Source organism: Sterolibacterium denitrificans, assembly GCF_900174485.1.
GTDB lineage: Bacteria > Pseudomonadota > Gammaproteobacteria > Burkholderiales > Rhodocyclaceae > Sterolibacterium > Sterolibacterium denitrificans.
The window spans coordinates 961,018-986,541 of record NZ_LT837803.1 but is presented as its reverse complement, the minus strand read 5'-3'; the positions used below and the strand labels follow the sequence as shown (position 1 = coordinate 986,541).

Here is a 25,524-nt window from a genome sequence, read left to right as displayed (position 1 = left end):
TTTATGTCCCTCAAAATGAGGAAACGGAAAATTATAAACGAACTACCCTGCAACTTCAAGCATCAACCCTGGCGCTGCTTGTGACGCGGATCCTTGCAGATGACGCGTACGACACGATTGCGGCGGATGATCTTGCAATTGCGGCAGATGCATTTGACCGAAGCCATTACTTTCATGACGCTTACTCCGAACGATATCGATATCTATCGATGAATGTGAATCACTTGGCACGGAAGACGATGCGGCCCTTGGTCAGGTCGTAAGGCGTCAACTGCACCGTTACCTTGTCACCGGGCAGGATGCGGATGTAGTGCATACGCATCTTTCCGGAAATATGCCCGAGCACGATGTGGCCGTTCTCGAGTTTGACTCTGAATGTCGCATTGGGAAGGTTCTCCTGCACCTCACCCTGCATTTCGATCATGTCTTCCTTCGACATTGCACTTACCTTGCCGAAAAACCGGCGCCCTTGAAATTGGCTTTCTTCAGCAGGCTCTCATACTGGTGCGACATGATGTATGCCTGAACCTGCGACATGAAATCCATCGTGACGACCACGATGATCAGCAGGGAAGTGCCGCCAAAGTAGAAGGGAACATTCCACTTGAGAATCAGGAATTCCGGCAACAGGCAGACCAGGGTCACATAAATGGCACCGGCCAGCGTCAGACGCATGAGGATCTTCTCTATGTAACGCGATGTCTGTTCGCCCGGACGGATACCCGGAACGAAAGCGCCGCTCTTCTTCAGATTGTCCGCCGTCTCCTTGGAATTGAAGACCAGCGCCGTATAGAAGAAGCAGAAAAATACGATTGCAACCGCATACAGGATCACATACGGCGGCTGCCCGGGCGAGAGCGTTGCCGCGATGTCCTTGAGCCAGCTCATGCCTTCACTGGAACCAAACCAGCCGGCCACCGTAGCCGGGAAAAGAATGATACTGGAGGCAAAGATCGGCGGAATCACACCCGACATGTTGAGCTTGAGCGGCAGGTGCGAACTCTGCCCGCCGTAGATCTTGTTGCCCACCTGGCGCTTCGCGTAGTTCACCAGTATCTTGCGCTGCCCACGTTCGACGAAGACCACGAAGCCCGTGACGAGAATCACCAGGGAGAAGATGAACAGGGCGGTGATGGGATGCATGCTGCCGGTACTGACCAGCGAGAACAAGCCAGCCAGCGCATTCGGCAAACCGGCAACGATACCAGCGAAAATGATGATGGAAATGCCGTTGCCCAAGCCACGCTCGGTGATCTGCTCACCCAGCCACATCAGGAACATCGTGCCGGTCAGCAGCGTCGTCACCGCCGTCAGACGGAAAGTGAAGCCAGGATCCAGCACCAGTCCCTGCTGCGACTCAAGCGCGATGGCAATGCCGATCCCCTGGAACAGCGCGAGAGCAACCGTGCCATATCGTGTGTACTGGGTAATCTTGCGCCGTCCGGCTTCGCCTTCTTTCTTCAGCGCTTCCAGTTGAGGAGAGGCGATCGATACCAACTGCATGATGATCGACGCCGAGATGTAGGGCATGATCCCCAGCGCAAAGATCGTGAAGCGGGACAGCGCCCCACCGGAAAACAGGTTGAATACCCCGAGTATGCCGCCCTTCTGGCCCTCGAAAAGCTGTGCCAGTGCCACCGGATCGATACCCGGAACGGGAATGTGGGCGCCAATGCGATAAACCACGATGGCACCCAACAGGAACCACAGGCGCCGCCACAGATCACCGAACTTGCCGGTATTACCTATGGATTTGCCTACGGCGGCGGAAGCTGAAGTGGCCAAGGGAGTTCTCGACAGATGCGATGGTCAATATTCAGGCGCCGGCAATGCTGCCGCCCGCGGCCTCGATCGCAGCCTTGGCGCCCTTCGTGACACCAATGCCGTTCAGCGCAATCTTGCGGGTCAGCTTGCCGGAAAGAATCACCTTGGCAGACAAGGCGTCGGCGGCGACGACGCCGGCCTGCTTCAGCGCCAGCAGGTCGATTTCCGTCAACGGCAGCTTTTCCAGTTCAGACAGGCGCACTTCGACATTGCGGTCACGGGTCAGCGAAACGAAACCCCGTTTCGGCAGACGACGTTGCAGCGGCATCTGGCCGCCTTCAAAACCCACCTTGTGGAAGCCGCCGGCACGCGATTTCTGACCCTTGTGGCCACGGCCGGCCGTCTTGCCCAGACCGCTACCGATGCCGCGACCGACGCGGCGCTTGGCGTGGGTCGAACCCTCAGCCGGTTTGATGGTATTCAGTCGCATTGCCTTAACCCTCGCACTTCACCAGATAGGCGACTTTGTTGATCATGCCGCGCACGCACGGCGTATCTTCCAGCACGGCGCTGCTGTTGAGGCGGCGCAGGCCCAGGCCACGCACGGTGGCACGATGATCGGCCTTGGTGCCGATCAGGCTCTTGACGAGTGTCACCTTGATTTTCTTCTCAGCCATGTTGCTTACCCCATGATGTCCTGCACGCTCTTGCCGCGCTTGGCGGCAATCTCGGCAGGCGTATTCATCGACTGCAGACCATTGATGGTGGCACGCACGACGTTGTACGGATTAGCGGAACCGTAGATCTTGGCGACGACATCGGTGACGCCGGCGACCTCGAATACCGCACGCATCGGACCGCCGGCAATGATGCCGGTACCTGCACCGGCCGGCTGCATCAGCACCCGGCAGGCACCGTGGCGCCCGATGACGGTGTGCTGCAGCGTGCCATCCTTGAGGCTGACGCGCGACAACTTGCGGCGGGCTTCCTCCATCGCTTTCTGTACGGCAACGGGCACTTCACGCGACTTGCCCTTGCCCATGCCAACGCCGCCATCGCCGTCGCCGACCACGGTGAGTGCAGCGAAGCCGAGAATGCGGCCACCCTTCACGACCTTGGTCACGCGGTTGATGGCGACCATCTTCTCGCGCATGCCGTCGTCAATCTTCTCCGGCGCCTGTTGCTGCTTTCTGGTTTGCGGTTTAGCCATTGTATGTCTCGCTCATTAGCATCTGGATGTAAGCTGTCGCCACATCAGAACTTCAGGCCACCTTCACGCGCTGCATCTGCCAGCGCCTTGACACGGCCGTGGTAATGGAAACCAGCGCGATCGAAAGACACGCTTTCGATCCCCTGGGCCTTGGCTCGCTCGGCAATCAGCTTGCCGACGAGCTCGGCGGCCTTGATGGTGCCGCCATTGGGAACCTTGCCGCGAACCTCGGCTTCCACCGTCGAGGCTGCCGCGAGTACGCGAGTACCGCAACTGGAGAAAACCTGCGCATAAATATGCAGGTTGGTACGGTGCACGCTCAGGCGAACAGCCTTCAGTTCGGCAATCCTGGCGCGAGTCCTGCGGGCTCTGCGCAAACGCGTCGATTTCTTGTCCATGATTGTCCGCCCTTATTTCTTCTTGGTTTCCTTGATGGCCACATGCTCATCGGCATAGCGAACACCCTTGCCCTTGTAAGGCTCCGGCTCACGGTAGGCGCGGATCTCCGCAGCCACCTGGCCAACCTGCTGGCGATCGATACCCTTGATGAGAATCTCGGTCTGCGTCGGGGTCTCGCACTTCACGCCCTTGGGCATGTCATGAACGACCGGATGCGAAAAACCCAGTGAAAGGTTGAGCTTGTCGCCCTGCGCCTGGGCGCGGAAACCGACGCCGACCAGCGTCAGTTTCTTCTCGAAACCCTTGGTCACGCCGGTAACCATGTTGTTCAGCAACGCGCGCATCGTGCCTGACATTGCACCGGCATTCGGTTGACCGGCAACCGCCTTGCACAGCAGCCTGTCGCCATCGCGCTCGATGGTAACGGCCGGCAGCATGAACTGCGTCAATGACCCCAAAGGCCCCTTGACACTGATTTCCGAAGCGCCCAGCGTCACCTCGACACCCTTTGGCACATCGACGGGATATTTTGCAATACGTGACATTCTGATCCCCTTAAGCAACGATGCAGAGGACTTCGCCACCGACATTCGCGGCGCGCGCCTTGCGATCCGTCATCACGCCCTTCGGCGTCGAAACGATCGCCACCCCCAGGCCGTTCATGACTTGCGGCAGATCATCCCTGCCGCGATAGACTCGCAGGCCGGGCTTGGACACGCGCTCGATGCGTTCGATCACGGCACGTCCGGCGTAATACTTCAGCGCGATGTCGAGCAAGGGCTTTCCGTCATTTTCGCGAACGGCGAATTCATCGATATAGCCCTCATCCTTCAGCACATTCGCAATCGCCACCTTCAGCCTGGACGAAGGCATGACGACAGCGTTTTTTTGCGCTGCCTGTGCATTGCGGATGCGGGTCAGCATATCGGCGATAGGATCGGTCATACTCATGGTGATCTCTCCTTTTACCAGCTGGCCTTGGTCACGCCCGGAACTTCACCGCGCATCACGACATCGCGCAGCTTGTTACGACACAGACCGAACTTGCGGAAAACGCCACGCGGACGCCCCGTGACTTCGCAGCGATTACGCTGGCGCGAAGGCGAGGAATTGCGCGGCAACTGCTGAAACTTCAAACGTGCCGCCATGCGCTCTTCAGCCGGCAGATTGACGTTGTTGTAGATCGCGGCCAACTCGGCACGCTTGGCGGCATACTTGGCTGCCGTGCGCACACGCTTCAGTTCGCGATTGATCATAGATTTCTTGGCCATGTGTCCCTCAGTTCTTGAAAGGGAATTTGAATGCCGCGAGAAGCGCCTTGGCTTCAGCGTCGGTCTTGGCGGTTGTCGTGATGCTGATGTTCATCCCGCGCAATGCGTCGATCTTGTCGTACTCGATCTCGGGAAAAATGATCTGCTCCCTGACGCCGACGTTATAGTTGCCGCGACCATCGAAGCCCTTGCCGGAAACCCCGCGAAAATCGCGGATACGCGGCATCGCAACCGTCACCAGGCGATCGAGAAATTCGTACATGCGCTCGCCGCGCAATGTCACCATGCAACCGATCGGATAACCCTCGCGGATCTTGAAGCCGGCAATTGCCTTGCGTGCCTTGGTTACGACAGGCTTCTGGCCGGCGATCTTGGTCAGATCAGCGACCGCATGCTCCAGCACCTTTTTGTCAGCCACCGCCTCGCCGACCCCCATGTTCAGGGTGATCTTGGTGATACGCGGCACTTCCATGATCGAACCGTAGCCGAACTTGCTCTTCAGATCGGCCATCACTGTGTTTTTGTAGTATTCCTGCAAGCGCGCCATGATTGTCCTTACGCGTCCACAACTTCGCTGTTCGACTTGTACACCCGGACCTTGCGACCGTCGTCGAGAATCTTGATCCCGACGCGATCGGCCTTTTGAGTGGCCGGATTGAACAGCGCAACATTGGAAACCTGAATGGGCATCTCTTTCTCGACGATACCCCCCTGCTGGCCCTTCATGGGATTGGGCTTCGCGTGCTTCTTGACGCGATTGACCCCCTCGACGAGCACTCGCTGCTCATCGACGCGGGCAACTACCACACCGCGCTTGCCCTTATCCTTGCCAGCAATGACAACAACGTTGTCGCCTTTGCGAATCTTGTTCATGGCAATCCTCAGAGAACTTCGGGCGCCAGCGAGACGATCTTCATGAAGCGCTCGGTACGCAACTCCCGCGTCACCGGCCCGAAGATGCGCGTGCCGATCGGCTCGAGCTTGTTGTTCAGCAAAACCGCCGCATTTTCGTCGAACTTGACCAGCGAGCCATCGGCGCGGCGCACGCCCTTGGCGGTACGAACCACCACGGCCGTAAACACTTCACCTTTCTTGACCCTGCCACGCGGCGCAGCATCCTTGATGCTGACCTTGATGACGTCACCAATGCCCGCGTAGCGACGTTTGGAGCCGCCAAGGACCTTGATGCACTGGACCGACCGCGCGCCGGTGTTATCGGCTACGGTCAACCTGCTTTGCATTTGTATCATTAAATTTCTCCAACTTAATTCGCGAGACAAGCGTTTCGCGATCAGTCTTGGAACCCATCCGGGTCAAAAGGCGCCGCAGGCTTGCGGCGCACTGGTTGCAACAAAGTCGGCTATTATGTACGGCAGCAAGCCCTTTGTCAACGCTTGCTGATGATGATTTGTTCAGCCGACCAGGTAAAACTCAGGCCAGACGGGACTTCTCGATCACCTGGGTCACACGCCATGCCTTCGTCTTGGAAATCGGGGCGCATTCCTCGATCTGCACCAGATCGCCCTTCTTTGCCTCGTCGTTATCGACATGCGCATGATATTTCTTGCTGCGCAACATCATCTTGCCGATGACCGGATGCTTGACACGGCGTTCGATCAGAACGGTGACCGTCTTCTGCATCTTGTCGCTGACGACACGACCTGTCAGCGTGCGATGCATCTTTTCCGCTGTTTCGCTCATTTGGCGACTCCCCTTTCATTGAGAACGGTCTTGACCCGTGCAATACTTTTGCGCGTCTTGCCAATCTGGCTGTGGTTTGCCAGTTGCTGGGTCGCCGCCTGCATGCGCAGGCTGAATTGGGCCTTGCGGAGGTCAAGCAATTCCTTCTCCAGCGCTGCAGTTTCCTTTTGCCTCAAATCTTTCGCTTTCATGATCACCCCAATTGCCGCGTAACGAACGTCGTCTCGATCGGCAGCTTGGCCGCGGCCAGGCGAAATGCCTCGCGCGCCAGCGACTCGGCAACGCCGTCCATTTCATACAGAACTTTGCCGGGCTGAATCTCGGCAACCCAATACTCGGGATTCCCCTTGCCGTTACCCATACGGACTTCCAAGGGCTTCTTGGAAATCGGCTTGTCCGGGAAAATACGAATCCAGATCCGGCCACCACGCTTGATGTGGCGAGTCATGGCACGACGTGCAGACTCGATCTGCCGTGCGGTCAGGCGGCCGCGACCGATGGCCTTGAGGCCAAATTCGCCGAAGCTGACCTTCGCACCGCGCGTAGCGACGCCTGTATTGCGTCCCTTGTGCTGCTTGCGAAATTTGGTACGTGATGGTTGCAGCATGTTTTACTCCTTCGTGCCTTTGGCATCGGCATCAGCGGCAGTCTTGCGGACGCGTTTGACAGGGGGCTTGGTCGCAGCTTCCTCGGCTGCGGGCTTGCTCTCGGCCTCACCGGCGGCAGGCTCGGCCTTGCGGGTCGAACGGCGGGCGGCAGCCGGAGCCGCAGCTGGTTTGGCATCTGTCTTTTCACCAGCAGCTGCACGACCCGGGGCACGGCGTGGCGCAGCACGACGCGGCTCCTCACCAGCCACATCGGCCGGCTGGAGGCCCGGTTCGCTCTTGCTGGTCGTTTCGCCCTTGAAAACCCAGACCTTGACGCCAATGATGCCGTAGGTGGTCAATGCCTCCGAGGTGCCGTAATCGATTTCGGCACGCAAGGTATGCAGTGGCACGCGGCCTTCACGATACCACTCGCAACGTGCGATTTCGGCACCGTTCAGACGGCCGGAACTCATGATCTTGATGCCCTGTGCGCCAAGACGCATGGCATTTTGCATGGCACGCTTCATGGCACGACGGAACATGATGCGCTTTTCCAGTTGCTGGGCAATCGAGTCGGCGATGAGCTGCGCGTCAACTTCCGGCTTGCGGATTTCCTCGATATTGACATGAACCTGGCCGCCGAGAATCTTCTGCAGCTCGGTCTTCAGGTTTTCGATGTCCTCGCCCTTCTTGCCGATCACCACGCCAGGGCGGGCACTATAGACGGTGATGCGCGCATTCTTTGCCGGCCGCTCGATGACGACGCGCCCGACAGAGGCGTGGGCAAGTTTTTTCTTCAGATACTCACGGACCTTGATGTCCTCGTTGAGCATGGTTGAAAAATTCTTGCTGTTGGCGAACCAGCGCGACGTCCAGTTGCGGTTGACCGCAAGGCGGAAACCGATCGGATGAATCTTCTGTCCCATAGTTTTTCCTTAGTCTCCGACCGTGACGTAGACGTGGCACGTCTGCTTGAGGATGTGATTGCCACGCCCCTTGGCGCGTGCAGCAAAGCGCCTCAGAACGGCAGCTTTCTCGACATGTATGGTCTTGACTTTCAACGTGTCGATATCCGCACCATCATTGTGCTCGGCATTGGCAATCGCCGATTCGAGCACCTTCTTGATGATGGCTGCGCCCTTTTTCGGACTGAAGGCCAGAATGTTGAGCGCCTGGTCTACCGGCTTGCCACGCACCAGATCGGCAACCAGCCGACCTTTTTGCGCCGACAGGCGGACACCTCGCAAAATTGCATTGGTTTCCATCGTCATTCCTTACCTCTTGACTGCGGCCTTCTTGCCGCCAGTGTGGCCCTTGAAGGTGCGCGTCAAGGAAAACTCACCAAGTTTGTGACCGACCATGTTTTCCGAGATATAGACCGGAATATGCTGCTTCCCGTTATGCACGGCTATCGTCAGGCCGACAAAGTCCGGAAGGATGGTCGAGCGACGCGACCAGGTCTTGATCGGACGCTTATCGTTGGTTTCGCGAACCGTATCCACTTTCTTCAGCAGATGGGCATCGACAAACGGTCCCTTCTTGAGCGAACGAGTCATTTATCACCTCTTCTTGTTTTGACGACGCTGAACGATCATGCCACTCGTCCGCTTGTTGCTGCGAGTACGGTAACCCTTGGTCTTGGTGCCCCACGGGCTGACCGGGTGCATACCTGCAGCAGTACGACCTTCACCACCACCGTGAGGGTGATCGACCGGGTTCATGGCGACACCACGCACGGTCGGGCGAATACCCAGCCAGCGCTTGGCGCCCGCCTTGCCGATGGCTCTCAGCGCGTGCTCTTCATTGCCGACCTCGCCGACAGTGGCACGGCATTCGATGTGCACCTGGCGGATCTCGCCCGAACGCAGACGCAGCTGCGCATAGGCCCCTTCACGCGCCATCAACTGAGCGGAGGAACCGGCAGCGCGGGCGATCTGCGCCCCCTTGCCCGGCACCATTTCGATGCAATGGATGGTGGTACCCACCGGAATGTTGCGAATCGGCAGACAATTGCCCGGCTTGATCGGCGCTTCCGAACCGCTGAGCAACTGCGCACCCGCGACCACGCCACGCGGCGCAATCACGTAACGGCGTTCGCCATCGGCATAGCACAGCAGCGCCAGATTGGCGGAGCGGTTGGGATCATATTCCAGACGCTCGACCGTAGCCGGGATGCCATCCTTGTTGCGACGGAAATCGACGACGCGGTAGTGCTGCTTGTGGCCACCGCCCTGATGACGCACGGTGATGCGGCCATGGTTGTTGCGCCCGGCCTTGCTGTGCTTGGATTCAACCAGGCTGGCCACAGGGCGCCCCTTGTGCAAGTCGGCATTCACCAGACGCACAAGCGAGCGACGTCCGGGTGACGTCGGCTTGATTTTGACGAGCGCCATTAAGCGGCCCCCCCTTCAGCAAAATTGATTTCCTGGCCGGGCTTGAGGCAGACGAAAGCCTTCTTGGCATCCTTGCGACGCCCCATGCTGCGGCCGAAACGCTTGACCTTGCCCTTCAGGTTGGAGATCTGCACCGAGTCAACCTGTACCTTGAACAGCAGTTCAACGGCAGCCTTGACTTCAGGCTTGGTGGCATCCGAGGTCACGAAGAACACGACCTGCTCGTTCTTGTCGGCAACGAAGGTTGCCTTCTCGGAAATCTGCGGCGCCAGCAGCACTTGCAGCAGGCGTTCTTGATTGAAGTTGCTCATCCCAGCATCTCCTCCATCTTGGCGACTGCGCTCTTGGTCAGCAGCACCTTGGGGAAACGGATCAGCGACAGCGGATCGGTTTCAGCGACTTCGAGAACCAGCACACGGGGCAGGTTGCGCGAAGCCAGATAAAGATTTTCTTCCAGCGCGTCGGTCACCACGAGAACGGAGTCGAGACCCATGCCCTTGAGCTTCTGCACCAACTGCTTGGTCTTCGGCGTGTCGATGCTGAAGTCTTCAGCCACGACGAGACGATCCTCGCGCGCCAGCTGCGACAGAATCGAAGCAATGCCCGCGCGGTACATCTTGCGATTGACCTTCTGGGTGAAGTTTTCCTCGGGGGAATTCGGGAAGATGCGTCCGCCGCCACGCCACAGCGGGCTGGAGGTCATACCAGCGCGCGCACGGCCCGTACCCTTCTGGCGGAACGGCTTCCTGGTACTGTGCTTGACCTGCTCGCGATCCTTCTGCGCACGATTGCCCGAACGCGCATTCGCCTGATAGGCGACGACGATCTGGTGCACCAGGGCTTCATTGTAATCACGGGCAAACAACGCATCGGAAGCGTTCAGCGTCGCCGACGATTGGCCTTGATCATTGATGAGTTTCAGTTCCATTACGCCCCCTTCACTGCCGGACGCACGATCACGTCGCCACCATTGGCGCCGGGAACCGCACCTTTGACCAGCAACAACTGGCGGGCTTCATCAACGCGCACGATTTCAAGGTTTTGTTGGGTGCGCCTGACATCGCCATAATGGCCCGCCATGCGCTTACCAGGAAACACGCGGCCAGGATCCTGGGCCATGCCGATGGAACCGGGCGAGTTGTGCGAAATCGAGTTGCCGTGCGATGCGCGGTTGGACGAGAAATTGTGACGCTTGATCACGCCGGAAAAACCCTTGCCGATCGAAGTCCCGCTGACATCGACCTTCTGGCCAACGGAAAAGATCGTCACGCTGATGACATCCCCCGGCTTGAGCTCGGAGAGCTTTTGCGGCTCGACGGGAAATTCCCTGAGCACACTGCCGGCTTCGACACCGGCCTTGGCAAGATGGCCTGCCGCCGCCTTGTTGACACGGCTGGCACGGCGCGTGCCGAACGCCACCTGAACCGCAGCATAGCCATCGGTTTCAGGGGTCTTGATCTGGGTCACGCGGTTGTTCGACACGTCAAGAACCGTCACCGGGATGGTTGCACCATCTTCGGCAAAGATCCGCGTCATGCCGACCTTGCGACCTAATAGGCCTAAAGTCATTTATTGTTTCCTCTTGAGAGGTGCCGACTACAATTGGCCGGCCATTCACCAAAGACAGAAACATCACACAGCCTCGGCCGTGCGTGCCCTGTCGCCCTTCCACACTTATTTACTGCAACTTGATTTCCACATCCACGCCAGCCGGCAGATCCAGCTTCATCAGGGCATCAACCGTCTTGTCGGTCGGGTCGATGATGTCCATTAGGCGCAGATGGGTACGAATTTCGAATTGATCGCGCGAGGTCTTGTTGACATGCGGCGAACGCAACACGTTGTAGCGCTCGATGCGGGTCGGCAACGGCACGGGGCCATGAACCACGGCGCCAGTACGCTTGGCGGTGCCCACGATCTCCAGCGCGGACTGATCGATCAGGCGATAGTCGAACGCCTTGAGGCGGATACGGATTTTTTGATTCTGCATGTCACACCCAGTTGGTCTTAAAGAGCAACCCCCGGCTCGGGGGTGAAAATACGAAAGCGCGAAATTCTAACGCGCTTTCTTCTTTCGCACAAGCAAACAAGCAAATTTCTTACGCGATCACCTTTGCCACCACGCCGGCGCCGACGGTACGGCCGCCTTCGCGGATGGCGAAGCGCAGGCCTTCTTCCATGGCGATCGGCGCAATCAGCTTGACCGTGATCGACACGTTGTCGCCAGGCATCACCATTTCCGTGCCTTCCGGCAGATCCACCGCGCCCGTCACGTCCGTCGTGCGGAAGTAGAACTGCGGACGATAGCCGTTGAAGAACGGCGTGTGACGACCACCCTCATCCTTCGACAGCACGTAGATCTCCGCCGTGAAGTGGGTATGCGGCGTGATGCTGCCCGGCTTGGCCAGCACCTGGCCGCGCTCGACGTCTTCACGCTTGGTGCCGCGCAGCAGCACCCCGACGTTGTCGCCCGCCTGGCCTTGATCCAGCAGCTTGCGGAACATTTCAACGCCCGTGCAGGTGGTCTTCTGCGTTTCACGAATGCCGACGATTTCGATTTCTTCGCCAACCTTGACGATGCCGCGCTCGATACGCCCCGTCACCACCGTGCCGCGGCCGGAAATCGAGAAGACGTCTTCGATCGGCATCAGGAAGGCGCCGTCCACCGCGCGTTCCGGCGTCGGGATGTAGTTGTCCAGCGCTTCGGCCAGCTTGAAGATGGCCGGTTCGCCGATTTCGCTCTGGTCGCCTTCCAGCGCTTTCAGCGCCGAGCCCTTGATGATGGGAATGTCGTCACCGGGAAATTCATACTTGCTGAGCAGTTCGCGCACTTCCATTTCGACCAGTTCGAGCAGTTCGGCATCGTCGACCATGTCGCACTTGTTGAGGAATACCACGATGTAGGGCACACCCACCTGGCGGGCCAGCAGGATGTGCTCGCGCGTTTGCGGCATCGGGCCGTCCGCGGCCGAGCAGACCAGAATGGCGCCGTCCATCTGCGCCGCGCCCGTGATCATGTTCTTCACGTAGTCGGCGTGGCCCGGACAGTCAACGTGCGCGTAGTGGCGCGTCTCGGTTTCGTATTCAACGTGCGAGGTGTTGATCGTGATGCCGCGCGCCTTTTCTTCCGGAGCATTGTCAATCTGGCTGTAGTCCCGCGCCTCGCCTCCCCACTTCTTCGACAGCACCGTGGTGATCGCCGCCGTCAGAGTGGTCTTGCCGTGGTCAACGTGACCGATCGTTCCTACGTTTACGTGCGGCTTCGTACGCTCAAATTTGGCCTTTGCCATGGTGAAATCTCCAGAAAGACAGAAAAATTACTTCTTGTTGATGATGGCCTCGGCAACATTCTTCGGCGCCTCGGCGTAATGCTTGAATTCCATGCTGTAGGTGGCACGTCCCTGGGAAAGCGAGCGCAAGGTGGTGGCATAACCGAACATCTCGGCCAGCGGCACTTCGGCCTTGATCTGCTTGATGCCGCCGACCTGGTCTTCCATTCCCTGGACAATGCCGCGACGGCTCGACAGATCGCCCATGACGTTGCCCATGTAGTCTTCCGGCGTCTCCACTTCGACCGCCATCATCGGTTCGAGCAGCACCGGATTGGCTTTGCGCATGGCGTCCTTGAAGGCCATCGAAGCCGCCATCTTGAAGGCGTTTTCGTTCGAGTCGACGTCGTGGTAGGAACCATCGAACAGGGTGACCTTGACATCGACGACCGGGAAGCCGGCGAGCACGCCATTCGGCAAGGTTTCCTGCAAGCCCTTGTCGACGGCCGGAATGTATTCACGCGGCACCGTGCCGCCCTTGATAGCGTCGACAAACTCATAGCCCTTGCCCTGCTCGTTCGGTTCGAGCTTGATCCAGACGTGACCATACTGGCCGCGACCGCCGGACTGCTTGACAAACTTGCCTTCCTGCTCGACCGCCTTGCGGATGGCTTCGCGGTACGCCACCTGAGGCGCACCGACATTGGCCTCGACGTTGAATTCACGCTTCATGCGATCGACGATGATCTCGAGGTGCAACTCGCCCATGCCCGAGATGATGGTCTGGCCGGACTCTTCGTCGGTGCGCACGCGGAAGGACGGGTCTTCCTGTGCCAGACGACCCAGCGCAATCCCCATCTTTTCCTGGTCGGCCTTGGTCTTCGGCTCGACGGCGACGTGAATCACCGGATCGGGAAACTCCATGCGCTCGAGGATGATGGACTTCTCGATATCGCACAGCGTCTCACCCGTCGTCACATCCTTCAGGCCGATGCAGGCAGCAATGTCGCCAGCAACGATTTCTTCGATTTCATTGCGCTCATTGGCATGCATCTGCACGATACGGCCGATGCGTTCCTTCTTGCCCTTGACCGAGTTGTAAACCGTGTCGCCCTTCTTCAGCACGCCGGAATAGACGCGCACGAAAGTCAGTTGCCCGACAAAGGGGTCGCTCATCAGCTTGAATGCCAGCGCCGAGAAAGGCGCCGCATCGTTGGCCGGGCGCGTATCCGGCTGACCCGTCTCCGACTCGCCCTCGACATCGGGAATATCCACCGGCGAAGGCAGGAACTGGACCACGGCATCGAGCATGCGCTGCACGCCCTTGTTCTTGAAAGCCGAACCGCAAAGCATCGGCTGAATCTCGGTGGCGATGGTGCGGATACGCAGACCGGCGACGATCTCCTCCTCGGACAGCTCACCGTTCTCGAGGTACTTGTTCATCAGCTCCTCGGAAGCCTCGGCGGCCGCTTCGACCATCGATTCGCGCCACTTCCTGGCATCCGCCTCCAACTCGGCAGGAACGGCTGCGTAATTGAATTTCATCCCCTGCGAAGCCTCATCCCAGAGAATGGCCTTCATCTTGATGAGATCGACCACGCCCTGGAAGCTGTCTTCGGCGCCGATAGGAATCACGATGGGTACGGGATTGGCCGTCAGGCGCGTGCGCATCTGCTCGACCACCTTGAAGAAGTTGGCGCCGGTACGATCCATCTTGTTGACGAAGGCCAGACGCGGCACCTTGTACTTGTTGGCCTGGCGCCAGACGGTTTCCGATTGCGGCTGCACACCACCGACAGCGCAATAGACCATGCAGGCACCGTCGAGGACGCGCATCGAGCGCTCCACTTCGATGGTGAAGTCGACGTGACCCGGCGTATCGATGATGTTGATGCGATGCTCGGGCATCAACAGATCCATGCCCTTCCAGAAACAGGTCACCGCCGAAGAGGTGATCGTGATCCCACGCTCCTGCTCCTGCTCCATCCAGTCGGTCGTGGCCGCGCCGTCATGCACTTCGCCCAGCTTGTGGCTCATGCCGGTATAGAACAGGATACGCTCGGAAGTGGTGGTCTTGCCGGCGTCGATATGCGCACTGATACCGATATTGCGGTAGCGCTCAATGGGAGTCTTACGGGCCACTTGAATTCCTATCTTTTCTACGCCAAACCGCCTGGACCCCCGGTTTCCCGGGGCGTCGAGGCGGTGGCGATCACTTCGAATACCCCATCCACAATGGATGGGGCGCTTGATTAAAACCGATAATGCGAGAAGGCCTTGTTGGCCTCTGCCATGCGATGCACCTCGTCGCGCTTCTTCATCGCCGAACCGCGTCCTTCCGCAGCCTCGAGCAACTCATTGGCCAAACGCTGACCCATCGACTTCTCGCTGCGCTTGCGGGCCGCCTCGCGCAACCAGCGCATCGACAGCGCCATGCGCCGCGACGGACGCACTTCGACCGGAACCTGGTAGTTGGCACCGCCGACGCGACGACTCTTCACCTCGACCACCGGCTTGACGTTATTTACCGCCTGCATGAAGACTTCCAGCGGATCCTTGCCGCTCTTGCTGGAAATGTTGTCGAACGCACCATAAATGATGCGCTCGGCAACGGACTTCTTGCCGGCAGTCATCAAAATATTGACAAACTTGGAGACATCGACGCTGCCGAACTTTGGATCCGGCAGGATGTCACGTTTCGGTACTTCTCTGCGACGTGGCATGTTTATTCCTCTCTATGACTACCGAACGACCGTCAAGCGGACTTCGGGCGCTTGGCACCATACTTCGAACGACTCTGCTTGCGATCCTTGACGCCCTGGGTATCCAGACTGCCGCGCACGATGTGATAGCGCACACCCGGCAAATCCTTGACACGGCCGCCGCGGATCAACACCACCGAGTGCTCCTGCAGGTTGTGTCCTTCGCCACCAATATAGGAAATGACTTCGAAGCCATTGGTCAGACGAACCTTGGCAACCTTGCGCAAGGCGGAGTTCGGCTTCTTCGGCGTCGTCGTATAGACGCGCGTGCACACGCCCCGCTTGGCAGGGCAATTTTCCAGAGCGGGAACCTTGCTCTTCGACACAGGAGCCTGGCGCCCCTTGCGTACAAGCTGATTGATGGTTGGCATAGTTTTTCTATTCCTGGAGCATTTCAGCTCCCGTTGGCCGGGAGCAAAGAGGGTGGATTATATAGAAGCGGGATGATGGGCGTCAACCTGCCTCGACATTTTCTGCTGCTTCATCGACGCTTTCATCTGCGATGACGGCCGGCGCGATATCCTCGCCCAGTGCCTGCATGCGCCGCGCGCGGTGGTAGGCCAGACCGGTACCGGCAGGAATCAGGCGGCCGACGATGACGTTTTCCTTCAGACCGCGCAATTCGTCACGCTTGCCCATGATCGCCGCTTCGGTCAACACGCGCGTGGTTTCCTGGAAGGAAGCTGCCGAGATGAACGAATCGGTGGACAACGAGGCCTTGGTGATGCCGAGCAGCACATATTCGTACTGCGCGCCACGCTTGCCATCGGCGATCAGCTTGTCGTTAGCCGCCAGCACTTCGGCGCGCTCCACCTGTTCCTCGCGGATGAAGTGGGAATCGCCCGGATCGGTGATGATCACGCGCCGCAGCATCTGGCGAACGATCACCTCGATGTGCTTGTCATTGATCTTGACGCCCTGCAGACGATAAACGTCCTGCACTTCGTCGATGATGTAGCGCGCCAGTTCCTCGACACCCTTGAGGCGCAGGATGTCATGCGGTTCGGCAGGGCCATCGACGATGTACTCGCCCTTGTTCACGACCTGGCCATCGTGCGCCATGACGTGTTTTTCCTTGGGGATCAGGTATTCATGGGCCGTGCCATCTGGCTCGGTGATCACCAGGCGCTGCTTGCCCTTGGTATCCTTGCCGAAGGAGACCGTGCCCGTGACTTCGGCGAGCAGACCGGCATCCTTGGGTGAGCGGGCCTCGAACAGCTCCGCAACGCGCGGCAGACCGCCGGTAATGTCGCGGGTCTTCGAGGATTCCTGCGGGATGCGCGCAAGAATGTCGCCGACGCTGACTTGCTGGCCATCCTTGACGGTAATCAGCGAACCCACCTGGAAGGTGATCGTCACCGAATGATCGGTGCCATGAATCTTCACTTCCTGGCCATTGTCGTCGATCAGCTTGACCTGCGGACGCACACCCTTGGCCTGAGCCTTGCCGCCGCTGCGCTTGGCATCGATCACCACCAGGGTGGACAGACCCGTGACGTCGTCGATCTGCTTTGCCACGGTCACGCCTTCGGCAACGTTCTCGAACTTCACGGTACCGGCATATTCGGTAACGATCGGACGCGTATGCGGATCCCATGTGGCAAGAACCGCACCCGCCTTGACGTGCTTGCCGTCATCGCCGTTCAGGATCGCCCCGTAGGGAACCTTGTGGCGCTCGCGTTCGCGGCCATTGTCGTCGACGACGATCAACTCGCCCGACCGGGAAATGACCACCTTTTCGTTCTTCGGATTGGTGACGTAACGGATCGAAGCCAGGAAGCGTACCGCGCCAGCGCTCTTCGCCTCGATCTGGCTTTGCGCCGCAGCCCGGGAAGCCGCACCACCGACGTGGAAGGTACGCATGGTGAGCTGGGTTCCCGGCTCGCCGATCGACTGGGCCGCAATGACGCCGACCGCCTCGCCGATATTCACCAGCGAGCCGCGGCCCAGGTCGCGACCGTAGCATTTGGCGCACAGCCCGTAGCGGGTTTCGCAGTTGAGCGGCGTGCGCACGCGCACTTCATCGATGCCTAGCGCGTCGATCAGTTCCACCGCGTCTTCATCCAGCATGGTGCCTGCCGGAATAACCGCGTCCTGGGTGTCGGGATTCAGCACGTCGATGGCCACCACGCGGCCAAGAATGCGCTCGCGCAGCGGCTCGACCACTTCACCGCCCTCGACCAGGGCCTTCATGTTGAAACCCAGGTCGGTGCCGCAATCCTCTTCGATGACCACCAGATCCTGCGTCACATCGACCAGACGGCGCGTCAGGTAACCCGAGTTCGCAGTCTTCAATGCAGTGTCGGCCAGACCCTTGCGCGCACCGTGCGTCGAGATGAAGTACTGCAGAACGTTGAGGCCCTCGCGGAAGTTCGAGGTAATCGGCGTCTCGATGATGGAGCCGTCCGGCTTGGCCATCAGGCCGCGCATGCCGGCCAGCTGGCGGATCTGCGCGGCCGAGCCGCGCGCACCGGAATCGGCCATCATGTAGATGGCATTGAAGGATTCCTGGTCGACCGTCTTGCCCTCGCTATCCTTGACCTGCTGCACGGAAAGCTGATCCATCATCGCCTTGGCCACCTGGTCGCCGGCGCGGCCCCAGATATCCACCACCTTGTTGTAACGCTCGCCAATGGTCACCAGACCCGAGGTGTATTGCTTTTCGATTTCCTTCACCTCGCTTTCGGCAGCATCCATGATGGTCTGCTTCTGCGTCGGCACCAGCATGTCATCGACGCAGATCGAGATGCCCGAACGCGTCGCGTGCTTGAAGCCGGCCTGCAGCAGCTTGTCGGCGAAGATCACGGTCTCGCGCAGACCGCAGCGACGGAAGCAGGCGTTGATGAGCTTGGAAATTTCCTTCTTCTTGAGCGGCTTGTTGAGCACCGAAAACGGCAGGCCTGCCGGCAGGATTTCCGAGAGGATGGCGCGGCCGGCCGTCGTGTCGTAGCGCGTGATCTTTTCCGTGCGATTGCCAGCCTCATCGACTTCGTATTCCCTGATGCGCGCCTTGATGCGGGCATGCAGGTCGATCTGGCCGGACTCATAGGCGCGCTTGACTTCGGATACGTCGACGAAAGCCATGCCCTCGCCACGTGCGTTGATGCGCTCGCGCGTGGTGTAGTACAGCCCCAGCACCACGTCCTGCGAGGGCACGATGATGGGTTCGCCGTTGGCCGGCGACAGGATGTTGTTGGAGGCCAGCATCAGCGTGCGCGCTTCCATCTGCGCTTCCAGCGACAGCGGCACGTGCACGGCCATCTGGTCGCCGTCGAAGTCGGCGTTGAAGGCGACGCAGACCAGCGGATGCAACTGAATCGCCTTACCTTCGATGAGGATCGGCTCGAATGCCTGGATGCCGAGGCGGTGCAGCGTCGGCGCGCGGTTGAGCATCACCGGATGCTCGCGGATGACTTCTTCGAGGATGTCCCAGACCACCGGCGTCTCGGCTTCGACTTCCTTCTTCGCCGCCTTGATGGTGCTGGCGATGCCCATCTTTTCGAGGCGCTCGAAAATGAAAGGCTTGAACAGCTCCAGCGCCATCTTCTTCGGCAGACCGCACTGGTGCAACTTGAGCTGCGGGCCGACGACGATGACCGAACGGCCCGAGTAGTCGACGCGCTTGCCGAGCAGGTTCTGGCGGAAGCGGCCGCCCTTGCCCTTGATCATGTCGGCCAGCGACTTCAGCGCGCGCTTGTTGGCGCCGGTCATGGCCTTGCCGCGGCGGCCGTTGTCGAGCAGCGAATCGACGGCCTCCTGCAGCATGCGCTTTTCGTTGCGCACGATGATGTCCGGCGCCTTCAGTTCGAGCAGGCGCTTCAGGCGATTGTTGCGGTTGATGACGCGACGATACAGGTCGTTCAGATCCGAAGTCGCGAAGCGGCCGCCATCCAGCGGTACCAGCGGACGCAGATCGGGCGGCAGCACCGGCAGGACTTCCAGCACCATCCATTCCGGCCTGATGCCCGACTGACGGAAGCCCTCGAGCAGCTTGAGACGCTTGGAAAGTTTCTTGATCTTGGCTTCGGAGGTGGTAACTTCCAGCTCTTGGCGCATGGTGTCGATCTCGTTGGCGATATCGAGCGTACGCAACAGTTCCCGCACGCCTTCCGCACCCATGGTTGCCGAGAAGTCGTCGCCATATTCCTCGACCTTGGCCAGGTAATCGTCTTCGGTCAGCAACTGACCGCGATTGAGCGGCGTCATGCCGGGTTCGACGACGACGAAGGCTTCAAAGTACAGCACCCGCTCAATGTCGCGCAGGGTCATGTCGAGAACCATGCCCAGACGCGAGGGCAGCGACTTGAGGAACCAGATATGCGCCACCGGCGAAGCCAGTTCGATATGGCCCATGCGCTCGCGGCGCACCTTCGACTGGGTGACTTCGACGCCGCACTTTTCGCAGATCACGCCGCGATGCTTGAGGCGCTTGTACTTGCCGCAGAGACATTCGTAGTCCTTGACCGGACCGAAAATCTTGGCGCAGAACAAGCCGTCGCGCTCCGGCTTGAAAGTGCGATAGTTGATGGTTTCCGGCTTCTTGACTTCGCCGTAGGACCAGGAACGGACCTTGTCCGGAGAAGCCAGACCGATGGTAATCGCGTCAAACTCTTCTTCCTGCGTAACCTGCTTGAACAGATCGAGTAGTGCTTTCATTTTTTACTCCCAGGGACTAGGGATACGGGGCGATGATCAGATCAGTAGCGTTCCAGATCGATGTCGATACACAATGAACGGATTTCCTTGACCAGTACGTTGAACGACTCCGGCATGCCGGCATCGATCTTGTGCTCGCCCTTGACGATGCTTTCATAAACCTTGGTACGGCCATTGACGTCGTCGGACTTGACCGTGAGCATTTCCTGCAGCACATAGGACGCGCCATAGGCCTCCAGCGCCCAGACTTCCATTTCGCCGAAGCGCTGACCGCCGAACTGCGCCTTGCCGCCCAGCGGCTGCTGGGTAACCAGGCTGTAAGGACCGGTCGAACGGGCATGCATCTTGTCATCGACCAGGTGATGCAACTTGAGGACGTGCATGTAGCCCACCGTCACCTGGCGCTCGAATTCGTCGCCGGTACGGCCGTCATACAGCGTCACCTGGCCGCTGCGCGGCAGGCCGGCCAGATCCAGCATCTGCTTGATCTCGGCTTCGTTGGCGCCGTCGAACACCGGCGTGGCGAATGGCACGCCCTTGGTCAGGTTGCCCGCCAGTTGGCCGATTTCCTCGTCATCGAGACTGGCGATGTTCTCGCCCTTGCCGCTGGAGTTGTAGATCTTGTCGAGGAACTTGCGCAGTTCATTGGCACTCGCCTGCTTGCGGAGCATTTCATTGATGCGATCGCCCAGCCCCTTTGCCGCCCAGCCCAGGTGAGTTTCGAGAATCTGCCCGATATTCATCCGCGAGGGCACGCCCAACGGATTCAGAACGATGTCCACCGGCGTGCCATCGGCCATGTGCGGCATATCCTCGACCGGCACGATGCGCGAGACCACGCCCTTGTTGCCGTGACGACCGGCCATCTTGTCGCCCGGCTGCAGACGCCGCTTGACGGCCAGATAGACCTTGACCATCTTCTGCACACCCGGCGGCAGTTCGTCGCCCTGGGTGAGCTTCTTTTTCTTTTCCTCGAAGGCGACGTCGAAGTCCTTGCGCGTCTGCTCCAGGCTTTCGCGCAGGTTCTCGAGCTGCTGGGCCGCATCATCGCCGGCCAGGGCGATGTCGAACCAGTGGTACGAATCGATCGATTCGAGATAAGCCTTGGTGATCTTGCTGCCCTTGGCAAGTTTCTTCGGCCCCTTGTTGGCGACCTTGTTCAACAGCAGCTTCTCGATGCGGGCAAAGGTATCGCGCTCGACGATGCGCATCTGGTCGGCCAGGTCGGTCTTGTAGCGGCGCAGCTCGTCGTCGATGATCTGCTGGGCGCGCTTGTCGCGCTCGATGCCTTCGCGGGTAAATACATGCACGTCGATCACCGTGCCGACCATCCCCGAGGGAACGCGCAGGCTGGTGTCCTTCACGTCGGAAGCCTTCTCGCCGAAAATCGCGCGCAGCAGCTTTTCTTCCGGCGTCAGCTGGGTTTCTCCCTTCGGCGTGACCTTGCCGACCAGCACATCGCCTGCCTCGACTTCGGCGCCGATATAGACGATGCCGGATTCGTCGAGACGCCCCAGTTGCGCTTCACCCAAAGTCGCTATATCGCGGGTGATTTCCTCGGCGCCGAGCTTGGTGTCGCGGGCCACGGCCGTCAGTTCTTCGATATGGATCGAAGTGAAGCGATCGTCGGCGACGACGCGCTCCGAAATCATGATCGAATCTTCGAAGTTGTAGCCGTTCCACGGCATGAAGGCCACCAGCATATTTTGGCCCAGCGCCAGTTCGCCCATGTCGGTCGAAGCGCCGTCGGCAATCACATCGCCCTTGGCGATCACGTCACCGACCTTGACCAGCGGACGCTGGTTGATGTTGGTGTTCTGGTTGGAACGGGTGTATTTGATCAGGTTGTAGATGTCGACGCCCACTTCGCCGACCACGGTCTCGTCGTCATGAACGCGCACGACGATGCGGTTGGCATCGATGTAATCGACCACCCCGCCACGCAGCGCCTGTACCGCCGTACCCGAGTCGACGGCCACGGTGCGCTCGATGCCGGTACCCACCAGCGCCTTCTCGGCGCGCAGACAGGGCACGGCCTGGCGCTGCATGTTGGCACCCATCAACGCGCGGTTCGCATCGTCGTGTTCAAGGAAGGGAATCAGCGAAGCGGCGACGGAAACGATCTGGCCCGGCGCAACGTCCATGTACTGGACTTCGGAAGGCTCCTTCAACTCGAATTCGCCCTTGAAACGGCAGGACACCAGTTCGTCGATGAGATTGCCTTTCTTGTCGAGCTCGGCATTCGCCTGAGCGACGACGAAATTGCCTTCCTCGATCGCCGACAGAAAATCGATCTGGTCGGTGACGCGAGCGTTTTCGACCTTGCGGTACGGCGTTTCCATGAAGCCGTAATTGTTGGTGCGCGCGTACAGCGCCAGCGAATTGATCAGGCCGATGTTCGGGCCTTCCGGCGTTTCGATCGGGCAGACGCGGCCATAGTGGGTCGGATGCACGTCGCGCACCTCAAAGCCGGCGCGCTCGCGCGTCAGGCCGCCCGGGCCCAGCGCCGAGACGCGGCGCTTGTGGGTGATCTCGGACAGCGGGTTGGTCTGGTCCATGAACTGCGACAACTGGCTGGAGCCGAAGAACTCCTTGATCGCCGCCGAGATCGGCTTGGCGTTGATCAGGTCGTGCGGCATCAGGTTGTCCGATTCCGCCTGGTTCAGACGTTCCCTGACGGCCCGCTCGACGCGCACCAGACCGGCGCGGAACTGGTTCTCTGCCAGCTCGCCGACCGAACGCACGCGGCGGTTGCCGAGGTGATCGATGTCGTCGATCTCGCCGCGGCCATTGCGCAGTTCGGCAAGGATGCGAATGACGTCGACAATATCCTCATTCGACAGCGTATTGGCGCCCTCGTCGGCATCACGCCCGACGCGACGGTTGAACTTCATACGGCCGACGGCCGACAGGTCGTAGCGCTCTTCCGAATAGAACAGGCCATTGAACAACGTCTCGACGGCGTCTTCGGTCGGCGGCTCGCCGGGGCGCATCATGCGGTAGATGGCCACGCGGGCGGCCAGGGTGTCCGTCGTCTCGTCGCTGCGCAGCGTTGTCGAGATGTAGGGACCGCGGTCCAGGTCGTTGATGTACAGCGTGTGCAGGTCTTCGACACCTGCGGCCGCCAGCTTGGCCAGCAGGTTTTCGGTGATTTCCTCATTGGCGCTGGCCAGGATCTCGCCGGTTTCCGGATCGATGATGTCGTGCGCGATCGTACGGCCGATGACGAAATCCTCGGGTACCGTGATCTTCTTGATGCCGGCCTCGGCCAGATCGCGGATGTGCTTAACGGTGATGCGCTTTTCCCGGGCGACGATCACCTTGCCGGCCTTGTCCAGTATGTCGAAGCGGGCAGTCTCGCCACGCAGGCGCTCCGGCACGACGGCAAACTGGATGCCCTTCTTGCCCAGCGTGAAGGTGTCGAACTCGTAGAAGGTCGACAGAATCTGCTCCGCCGTCATGCCGATGGCCTTGAGCAGGATGGTGACCGGCATCTTGCGCCGGCGATCGACGCGGAAATACATCAAGTCCTTCGGGTCGAACTCGAAGTCCAGCCAGGAGCCGCGATAGGGAATGATGCGCGCCGAGAACAGCAGCTTGCCCGAACTGTGGGTCTTGCCGCGATCGTGCTCGAAGAACACGCCCGGCGAGCGATGCAGTTGGGAAACGATGACGCGCTCGGTGCCATTGATGACGAAGGAGCCGGTGGTGGTCATGAGCGGAATCTCGCCCATATAGACTTCCTGTTCCTTGACTTCCTTGACCTTCTCCACCGAAGACTCACGATCGAGAATCACCAGGCGCACGCGGGCACGCAACGGCGAAGCGAAAGTCAGGCCGCGCTGCTGGCATTCCTTGACGTCGAATACCGGCTCGCCCAGGATGTAATGCACAAACTCCAGGCGCGCATAACCGGAGTGCGCAATGATCGGGAAAATGGATGTGAATGCCGCCTGCAAACCCTGGTTCTGCCGCAGCGCCACCGGAATCTCGGCCTGCAGGAACTGGGTGTAGGACTCGAGCTGAGTCGCCAGCAGGAACGGCACATCGAGCACTGATGCTCGCTTGGCGAAACTCTTGCGGATGCGTTTCTTCTCGGTATATGAGTAGGACATGGTGGCTCCGATCCGGGGTCAGACGGTTGAGGTCAGAAGACAATGCTGTGCAGATCCAAACTGTTGCAGCGCCATGAACATGGCGCACCAGCGAAGGAATGACAACACTCTCTTATGACCGCACTTTCCTGGTGAATTGCTGGCAAGTTGCCGACAAGGCGATCCGGCAATTCTGTTGATCACAAACACGAAAGGGCTGACAGCCGAAACCGTCAGCCCGTACGGCATTGCTTCGGCGAATTATTTGATTTCGACCTTGGCGCCAGCTTCTTCCAGTTGCTTCTTGAGCGCATCGGCATCGGCCTTGGACACGCCTTCCTTGACGGCCTTCGGCGCGCCGTCGACGAGGTCCTTGGCTTCCTTGAGGCCCAGGCCGGTGGCGGCACGGACGACCTTGATGACTTCCACTTTCTTTTCGCCGGCGGCAAGCAGTTGCACCGTGAATTCGGTCTGCTCTTCAGCAGCGGCGGCACCCGCGCCGGCAGCGGCCGGGGCGGCAACGGCAACCGCGGCAGCGGCAGCGGAAACGCCAAATTTTTCTTCCATTTCCTTGATCAGTTCGGACAGATCGAGAACGGTCATGTTCGCGATTGCGTCGAGGATTTCTTGTTTGCTGACAGCCATGATTAAAACTCCTGAATGAATGATTGATTGCGATCTATGAAACCGACGTTGCGATGTTCGAGATACTTATGCGGCCTGCTTGCTGTCACGCACGGCAGCCAGGCCCCGGACGAACTTGGTCGGGACCTCGTTGAGCGTGCGGACGAAGGTGGCGATCGGTGCCTGCATCGTGCCGAGCAGCTTGGAGAGCAGCTCTTCACGGCTGGGCATCGTGGCCAGCGCCTTGACACCGTCCACGTCCATGACGTAGTTCGGCATCGCACCGGCCTTGATGATCAGCTTGTCGTTGGTCTTGGCGAACTCGTTGAGCAGCTTGGCAGCCGCCACCGGATCGGCGGAAATCCCGTACATCAGGGGCCCCACCATCTGGTTGCCGAGTCCTTCGAACGGCGTGCCGGCCACGGCACGACGCACCAAGGTATTTTTCAAGACACGCAGATACACTCCGTTCTTGCGCGCATTGGCGCGCAATTCGGTGACATCCACCACATTCAGACCACGGTACTCAGCGACGATGATCGACTGCGCATTCGCAACTTGTGCGGACACTTCGGCAACGACCGCCTTTTTGTCATCGAGATTGAGACTCAAGGTCAACTCCTAGTTAATGAAGCTGTTCCAGCCATCCGCGAGCTGCACGAACGACGTGAAACCGATACGGCGACCTTCATTCAGGTGCTGCACTCCGCAAAGCTTGCATCCTGGTTCGGGCAACGCCATCTGCGTTGGGCGCGGTTTGCCGCATCGTTCTGAACATGCTGTCCGTCACCATA

General features: G+C 59.5%; 32 protein-coding genes. All 32 read right to left on the bottom strand.

The features are described from left to right. Positions 1-62: 62 nt before the first annotated feature. On the bottom strand, positions 63-176 hold the full coding sequence (rpmJ, locus tag SDENCHOL_RS04520; RefSeq protein WP_154716148.1) for a 50S ribosomal protein L36: 114 nt from the start codon (positions 174-176) through the stop codon (positions 63-65). Between the two features lie 44 nt (positions 177-220). Then, the gene (gene infA / locus SDENCHOL_RS04515) at positions 221-439 is read right to left on the bottom strand and encodes a translation initiation factor IF-1 (RefSeq protein WP_154716147.1); all 219 of its coding nucleotides are present in this window, start codon (positions 437-439) and stop codon (positions 221-223) included. 5 nt (positions 440-444) lie between these two features. Continuing rightward, positions 445-1,785: a preprotein translocase subunit SecY gene (secY, locus tag SDENCHOL_RS04510; RefSeq protein WP_154716146.1), complete on the bottom strand. Its 1,341-nt coding sequence runs from the start codon at positions 1,783-1,785 to the stop codon at positions 445-447. 31 nt (positions 1,786-1,816) lie between these two features. After that, positions 1,817-2,254: a 50S ribosomal protein L15 gene (gene rplO / locus SDENCHOL_RS04505; RefSeq protein WP_154716145.1), complete on the bottom strand. Its 438-nt coding sequence runs from the start codon at positions 2,252-2,254 to the stop codon at positions 1,817-1,819. Positions 2,255-2,258: 4 nt separating this feature from the next. Continuing rightward, positions 2,259-2,441, bottom strand: coding sequence for a 50S ribosomal protein L30 (gene rpmD, locus SDENCHOL_RS04500; protein ID WP_154716144.1), 183 nt, complete (start codon positions 2,439-2,441; stop codon positions 2,259-2,261). 5 nt (positions 2,442-2,446) lie between these two features. Then, positions 2,447-2,974 (bottom strand): 30S ribosomal protein S5, encoded by a 528-nt coding sequence (gene rpsE / locus SDENCHOL_RS04495; RefSeq protein WP_154716143.1) that lies wholly within the window; start codon positions 2,972-2,974, stop codon positions 2,447-2,449. Positions 2,975-3,018: 44 nt separating this feature from the next. Then, positions 3,019-3,372 (bottom strand): 50S ribosomal protein L18, encoded by a 354-nt coding sequence (rplR, locus tag SDENCHOL_RS04490; RefSeq protein WP_154716142.1) that lies wholly within the window; start codon positions 3,370-3,372, stop codon positions 3,019-3,021. Between the two features lie 12 nt (positions 3,373-3,384). After that, positions 3,385-3,918 (bottom strand): 50S ribosomal protein L6, encoded by a 534-nt coding sequence (rplF, locus tag SDENCHOL_RS04485; RefSeq protein WP_154716141.1) that lies wholly within the window; start codon positions 3,916-3,918, stop codon positions 3,385-3,387. Between the two features lie 10 nt (positions 3,919-3,928). Next, positions 3,929-4,324 (bottom strand): 30S ribosomal protein S8, encoded by a 396-nt coding sequence (gene rpsH, locus SDENCHOL_RS04480; protein ID WP_154716140.1) that lies wholly within the window; start codon positions 4,322-4,324, stop codon positions 3,929-3,931. 14 nt (positions 4,325-4,338) lie between these two features. Beyond that, positions 4,339-4,644: a 30S ribosomal protein S14 gene (gene rpsN, locus SDENCHOL_RS04475; RefSeq protein ID WP_154716139.1), complete on the bottom strand. Its 306-nt coding sequence runs from the start codon at positions 4,642-4,644 to the stop codon at positions 4,339-4,341. Positions 4,645-4,651: 7 nt separating this feature from the next. Beyond that, complete coding sequence (rplE, locus tag SDENCHOL_RS04470) at positions 4,652-5,191, bottom strand: 50S ribosomal protein L5 (protein WP_154716138.1); 540 nt, start codon at positions 5,189-5,191, stop codon at positions 4,652-4,654. Between the two features lie 8 nt (positions 5,192-5,199). Next, a complete protein-coding gene (rplX, locus tag SDENCHOL_RS04465; RefSeq protein ID WP_154716137.1) occupies positions 5,200-5,517 on the bottom strand; it encodes a 50S ribosomal protein L24 in 318 nt (105 codons plus the stop codon). Between the two features lie 8 nt (positions 5,518-5,525). After that, positions 5,526-5,894 carry a 50S ribosomal protein L14 gene (rplN, locus tag SDENCHOL_RS04460; RefSeq protein WP_154716136.1) on the bottom strand — a complete coding sequence of 123 codons (369 nt, stop codon included), beginning with the start codon at positions 5,892-5,894 and terminating at the stop codon, positions 5,526-5,528. Between the two features lie 181 nt (positions 5,895-6,075). Further along, the gene (gene rpsQ / locus SDENCHOL_RS04455) at positions 6,076-6,345 is read right to left on the bottom strand and encodes a 30S ribosomal protein S17 (protein WP_154716135.1); all 270 of its coding nucleotides are present in this window, start codon (positions 6,343-6,345) and stop codon (positions 6,076-6,078) included. Further along, positions 6,342-6,536: a 50S ribosomal protein L29 gene (rpmC, locus tag SDENCHOL_RS04450; RefSeq protein ID WP_154716134.1), complete on the bottom strand. Its 195-nt coding sequence runs from the start codon at positions 6,534-6,536 to the stop codon at positions 6,342-6,344. Before rpmC ends, rpsQ begins: the two co-directional genes overlap by 4 nt. Before the next feature lie 2 nt (positions 6,537-6,538). Then, on the bottom strand, positions 6,539-6,952 hold the full coding sequence (gene rplP, locus SDENCHOL_RS04445; RefSeq protein WP_154716133.1) for a 50S ribosomal protein L16: 414 nt from the start codon (positions 6,950-6,952) through the stop codon (positions 6,539-6,541). Between the two features lie 3 nt (positions 6,953-6,955). Further along, positions 6,956-7,858, bottom strand: coding sequence for a 30S ribosomal protein S3 (rpsC, locus tag SDENCHOL_RS04440; RefSeq protein WP_154716132.1), 903 nt, complete (start codon positions 7,856-7,858; stop codon positions 6,956-6,958). Between the two features lie 9 nt (positions 7,859-7,867). Then, positions 7,868-8,197 (bottom strand): 50S ribosomal protein L22, encoded by a 330-nt coding sequence (gene rplV / locus SDENCHOL_RS04435; protein ID WP_154716131.1) that lies wholly within the window; start codon positions 8,195-8,197, stop codon positions 7,868-7,870. Positions 8,198-8,206: 9 nt separating this feature from the next. Continuing rightward, complete coding sequence (rpsS, locus tag SDENCHOL_RS04430; RefSeq protein ID WP_154716130.1) at positions 8,207-8,488, bottom strand: 30S ribosomal protein S19; 282 nt, start codon at positions 8,486-8,488, stop codon at positions 8,207-8,209. A gap of 3 nt (positions 8,489-8,491) precedes the next feature. Next, positions 8,492-9,325, bottom strand: coding sequence for a 50S ribosomal protein L2 (gene rplB / locus SDENCHOL_RS04425; protein WP_154716129.1), 834 nt, complete (start codon positions 9,323-9,325; stop codon positions 8,492-8,494). After that, complete coding sequence (gene rplW / locus SDENCHOL_RS04420) at positions 9,325-9,636, bottom strand: 50S ribosomal protein L23 (RefSeq protein ID WP_154716128.1); 312 nt, start codon at positions 9,634-9,636, stop codon at positions 9,325-9,327. The genes rplB and rplW overlap by 1 nt, the downstream gene beginning before the upstream one ends. Further along, positions 9,633-10,253, bottom strand: a complete 621-nt coding sequence (rplD, locus tag SDENCHOL_RS04415; RefSeq protein ID WP_154716127.1) for a 50S ribosomal protein L4 — start codon at positions 10,251-10,253, stop codon at positions 9,633-9,635. Before rplD ends, rplW begins: the two co-directional genes overlap by 4 nt. Continuing rightward, a complete protein-coding gene (rplC, locus tag SDENCHOL_RS04410; RefSeq protein ID WP_154716126.1) occupies positions 10,253-10,894 on the bottom strand; it encodes a 50S ribosomal protein L3 in 642 nt (213 codons plus the stop codon). Before rplC ends, rplD begins: the two co-directional genes overlap by 1 nt. A 109-nt stretch (positions 10,895-11,003) precedes the next feature. Continuing rightward, positions 11,004-11,315, bottom strand: coding sequence for a 30S ribosomal protein S10 (rpsJ, locus tag SDENCHOL_RS04405; protein WP_154716125.1), 312 nt, complete (start codon positions 11,313-11,315; stop codon positions 11,004-11,006). Between the two features lie 109 nt (positions 11,316-11,424). Continuing rightward, positions 11,425-12,615: an elongation factor Tu gene (tuf, locus tag SDENCHOL_RS04400; RefSeq protein ID WP_154716114.1), complete on the bottom strand. Its 1,191-nt coding sequence runs from the start codon at positions 12,613-12,615 to the stop codon at positions 11,425-11,427. Positions 12,616-12,642: 27 nt separating this feature from the next. Then, a complete protein-coding gene (fusA, locus tag SDENCHOL_RS04395; RefSeq protein ID WP_154716124.1) occupies positions 12,643-14,736 on the bottom strand; it encodes an elongation factor G in 2,094 nt (697 codons plus the stop codon). Positions 14,737-14,846: 110 nt separating this feature from the next. Continuing rightward, entirely contained in the window at positions 14,847-15,317 is a 471-nt protein-coding gene (gene rpsG / locus SDENCHOL_RS04390) for a 30S ribosomal protein S7 (protein ID WP_154716123.1), read from the bottom strand. Positions 15,318-15,349: 32 nt separating this feature from the next. After that, positions 15,350-15,727, bottom strand: a complete 378-nt coding sequence (gene rpsL / locus SDENCHOL_RS04385) for a 30S ribosomal protein S12 (RefSeq protein WP_154716122.1) — start codon at positions 15,725-15,727, stop codon at positions 15,350-15,352. An 82-nt stretch (positions 15,728-15,809) separates the two neighbouring features. Beyond that, complete coding sequence (gene rpoC / locus SDENCHOL_RS04380) at positions 15,810-20,012, bottom strand: DNA-directed RNA polymerase subunit beta' (RefSeq protein WP_154716121.1); 4,203 nt, start codon at positions 20,010-20,012, stop codon at positions 15,810-15,812. A gap of 41 nt (positions 20,013-20,053) precedes the next feature. Next, positions 20,054-24,127: a DNA-directed RNA polymerase subunit beta gene (rpoB, locus tag SDENCHOL_RS04375; protein ID WP_154716120.1), complete on the bottom strand. Its 4,074-nt coding sequence runs from the start codon at positions 24,125-24,127 to the stop codon at positions 20,054-20,056. 240 nt (positions 24,128-24,367) lie between these two features. Next, positions 24,368-24,751 carry a 50S ribosomal protein L7/L12 gene (rplL, locus tag SDENCHOL_RS04370; protein ID WP_154716119.1) on the bottom strand — a complete coding sequence of 128 codons (384 nt, stop codon included), beginning with the start codon at positions 24,749-24,751 and terminating at the stop codon, positions 24,368-24,370. 66 nt (positions 24,752-24,817) lie between these two features. Then, on the bottom strand, positions 24,818-25,342 hold the full coding sequence (gene rplJ, locus SDENCHOL_RS04365) for a 50S ribosomal protein L10 (RefSeq protein ID WP_154716118.1): 525 nt from the start codon (positions 25,340-25,342) through the stop codon (positions 24,818-24,820). Positions 25,343-25,524 lie beyond the last annotated feature (182 nt).

What these genes read in the sequence shown, in the direction of transcription:
- rpmJ (WP_154716148.1), bottom strand. Translation starts at nt 176, where the DNA reads ATGAAAGTAATGGCTTCGGTCAAATGCATCTGCCGCAATTGCAAGATC.
- infA (WP_154716147.1), bottom strand. Translation starts at nt 439, where the DNA reads ATGTCGAAGGAAGACATGATCGAAATGCAGGGTGAGGTGCAGGAGAAC.
- rplO (WP_154716145.1), bottom strand. Translation starts at nt 2,254, where the DNA reads ATGCGACTGAATACCATCAAACCGGCTGAGGGTTCGACCCACGCCAAG.
- rpmD (WP_154716144.1), bottom strand. Translation starts at nt 2,441, where the DNA reads ATGGCTGAGAAGAAAATCAAGGTGACACTCGTCAAGAGCCTGATCGGC.
- rpsE (WP_154716143.1), bottom strand. Translation starts at nt 2,974, where the DNA reads ATGGCTAAACCGCAAACCAGAAAGCAGCAACAGGCGCCGGAGAAGATT.
- rplR (WP_154716142.1), bottom strand. Translation starts at nt 3,372, where the DNA reads ATGGACAAGAAATCGACGCGTTTGCGCAGAGCCCGCAGGACTCGCGCC.
- rplF (WP_154716141.1), bottom strand. Translation starts at nt 3,918, where the DNA reads ATGTCACGTATTGCAAAATATCCCGTCGATGTGCCAAAGGGTGTCGAG.
- rpsH (WP_154716140.1), bottom strand. Translation starts at nt 4,324, where the DNA reads ATGAGTATGACCGATCCTATCGCCGATATGCTGACCCGCATCCGCAAT.
- rpsN (WP_154716139.1), bottom strand. Translation starts at nt 4,644, where the DNA reads ATGGCCAAGAAATCTATGATCAATCGCGAACTGAAGCGTGTGCGCACG.
- rplE (WP_154716138.1), bottom strand. Translation starts at nt 5,191, where the DNA reads ATGGCGCGCTTGCAGGAATACTACAAAAACACAGTGATGGCCGATCTG.
- rplX (WP_154716137.1), bottom strand. Translation starts at nt 5,517, where the DNA reads ATGAACAAGATTCGCAAAGGCGACAACGTTGTTGTCATTGCTGGCAAG.
- rplN (WP_154716136.1), bottom strand. Translation starts at nt 5,894, where the DNA reads ATGATACAAATGCAAAGCAGGTTGACCGTAGCCGATAACACCGGCGCG.
- rpsQ (WP_154716135.1), bottom strand. Translation starts at nt 6,345, where the DNA reads ATGAGCGAAACAGCGGAAAAGATGCATCGCACGCTGACAGGTCGTGTC.
- rpmC (WP_154716134.1), bottom strand. Translation starts at nt 6,536, where the DNA reads ATGAAAGCGAAAGATTTGAGGCAAAAGGAAACTGCAGCGCTGGAGAAG.
- rplP (WP_154716133.1), bottom strand. Translation starts at nt 6,952, where the DNA reads ATGCTGCAACCATCACGTACCAAATTTCGCAAGCAGCACAAGGGACGC.
- rpsC (WP_154716132.1), bottom strand. Translation starts at nt 7,858, where the DNA reads ATGGGACAGAAGATTCATCCGATCGGTTTCCGCCTTGCGGTCAACCGC.
- rplV (WP_154716131.1), bottom strand. Translation starts at nt 8,197, where the DNA reads ATGGAAACCAATGCAATTTTGCGAGGTGTCCGCCTGTCGGCGCAAAAA.
- rpsS (WP_154716130.1), bottom strand. Translation starts at nt 8,488, where the DNA reads ATGACTCGTTCGCTCAAGAAGGGACCGTTTGTCGATGCCCATCTGCTG.
- rplB (WP_154716129.1), bottom strand. Translation starts at nt 9,325, where the DNA reads ATGGCGCTCGTCAAAATCAAGCCGACGTCACCCGGACGTCGCTCGCTT.
- rplW (WP_154716128.1), bottom strand. Translation starts at nt 9,636, where the DNA reads ATGAGCAACTTCAATCAAGAACGCCTGCTGCAAGTGCTGCTGGCGCCG.
- rplD (WP_154716127.1), bottom strand. Translation starts at nt 10,253, where the DNA reads ATGGAACTGAAACTCATCAATGATCAAGGCCAATCGTCGGCGACGCTG.
- rplC (WP_154716126.1), bottom strand. Translation starts at nt 10,894, where the DNA reads ATGACTTTAGGCCTATTAGGTCGCAAGGTCGGCATGACGCGGATCTTT.
- rpsJ (WP_154716125.1), bottom strand. Translation starts at nt 11,315, where the DNA reads ATGCAGAATCAAAAAATCCGTATCCGCCTCAAGGCGTTCGACTATCGC.
- tuf (WP_154716114.1), bottom strand. Translation starts at nt 12,615, where the DNA reads ATGGCAAAGGCCAAATTTGAGCGTACGAAGCCGCACGTAAACGTAGGA.
- rpsG (WP_154716123.1), bottom strand. Translation starts at nt 15,317, where the DNA reads ATGCCACGTCGCAGAGAAGTACCGAAACGTGACATCCTGCCGGATCCA.
- rpsL (WP_154716122.1), bottom strand. Translation starts at nt 15,727, where the DNA reads ATGCCAACCATCAATCAGCTTGTACGCAAGGGGCGCCAGGCTCCTGTG.
- rpoC (WP_154716121.1), bottom strand. Translation starts at nt 20,012, where the DNA reads ATGAAAGCACTACTCGATCTGTTCAAGCAGGTTACGCAGGAAGAAGAG.
- rpoB (WP_154716120.1), bottom strand. Translation starts at nt 24,127, where the DNA reads ATGTCCTACTCATATACCGAGAAGAAACGCATCCGCAAGAGTTTCGCC.
- rplL (WP_154716119.1), bottom strand. Translation starts at nt 24,751, where the DNA reads ATGGCTGTCAGCAAACAAGAAATCCTCGACGCAATCGCGAACATGACC.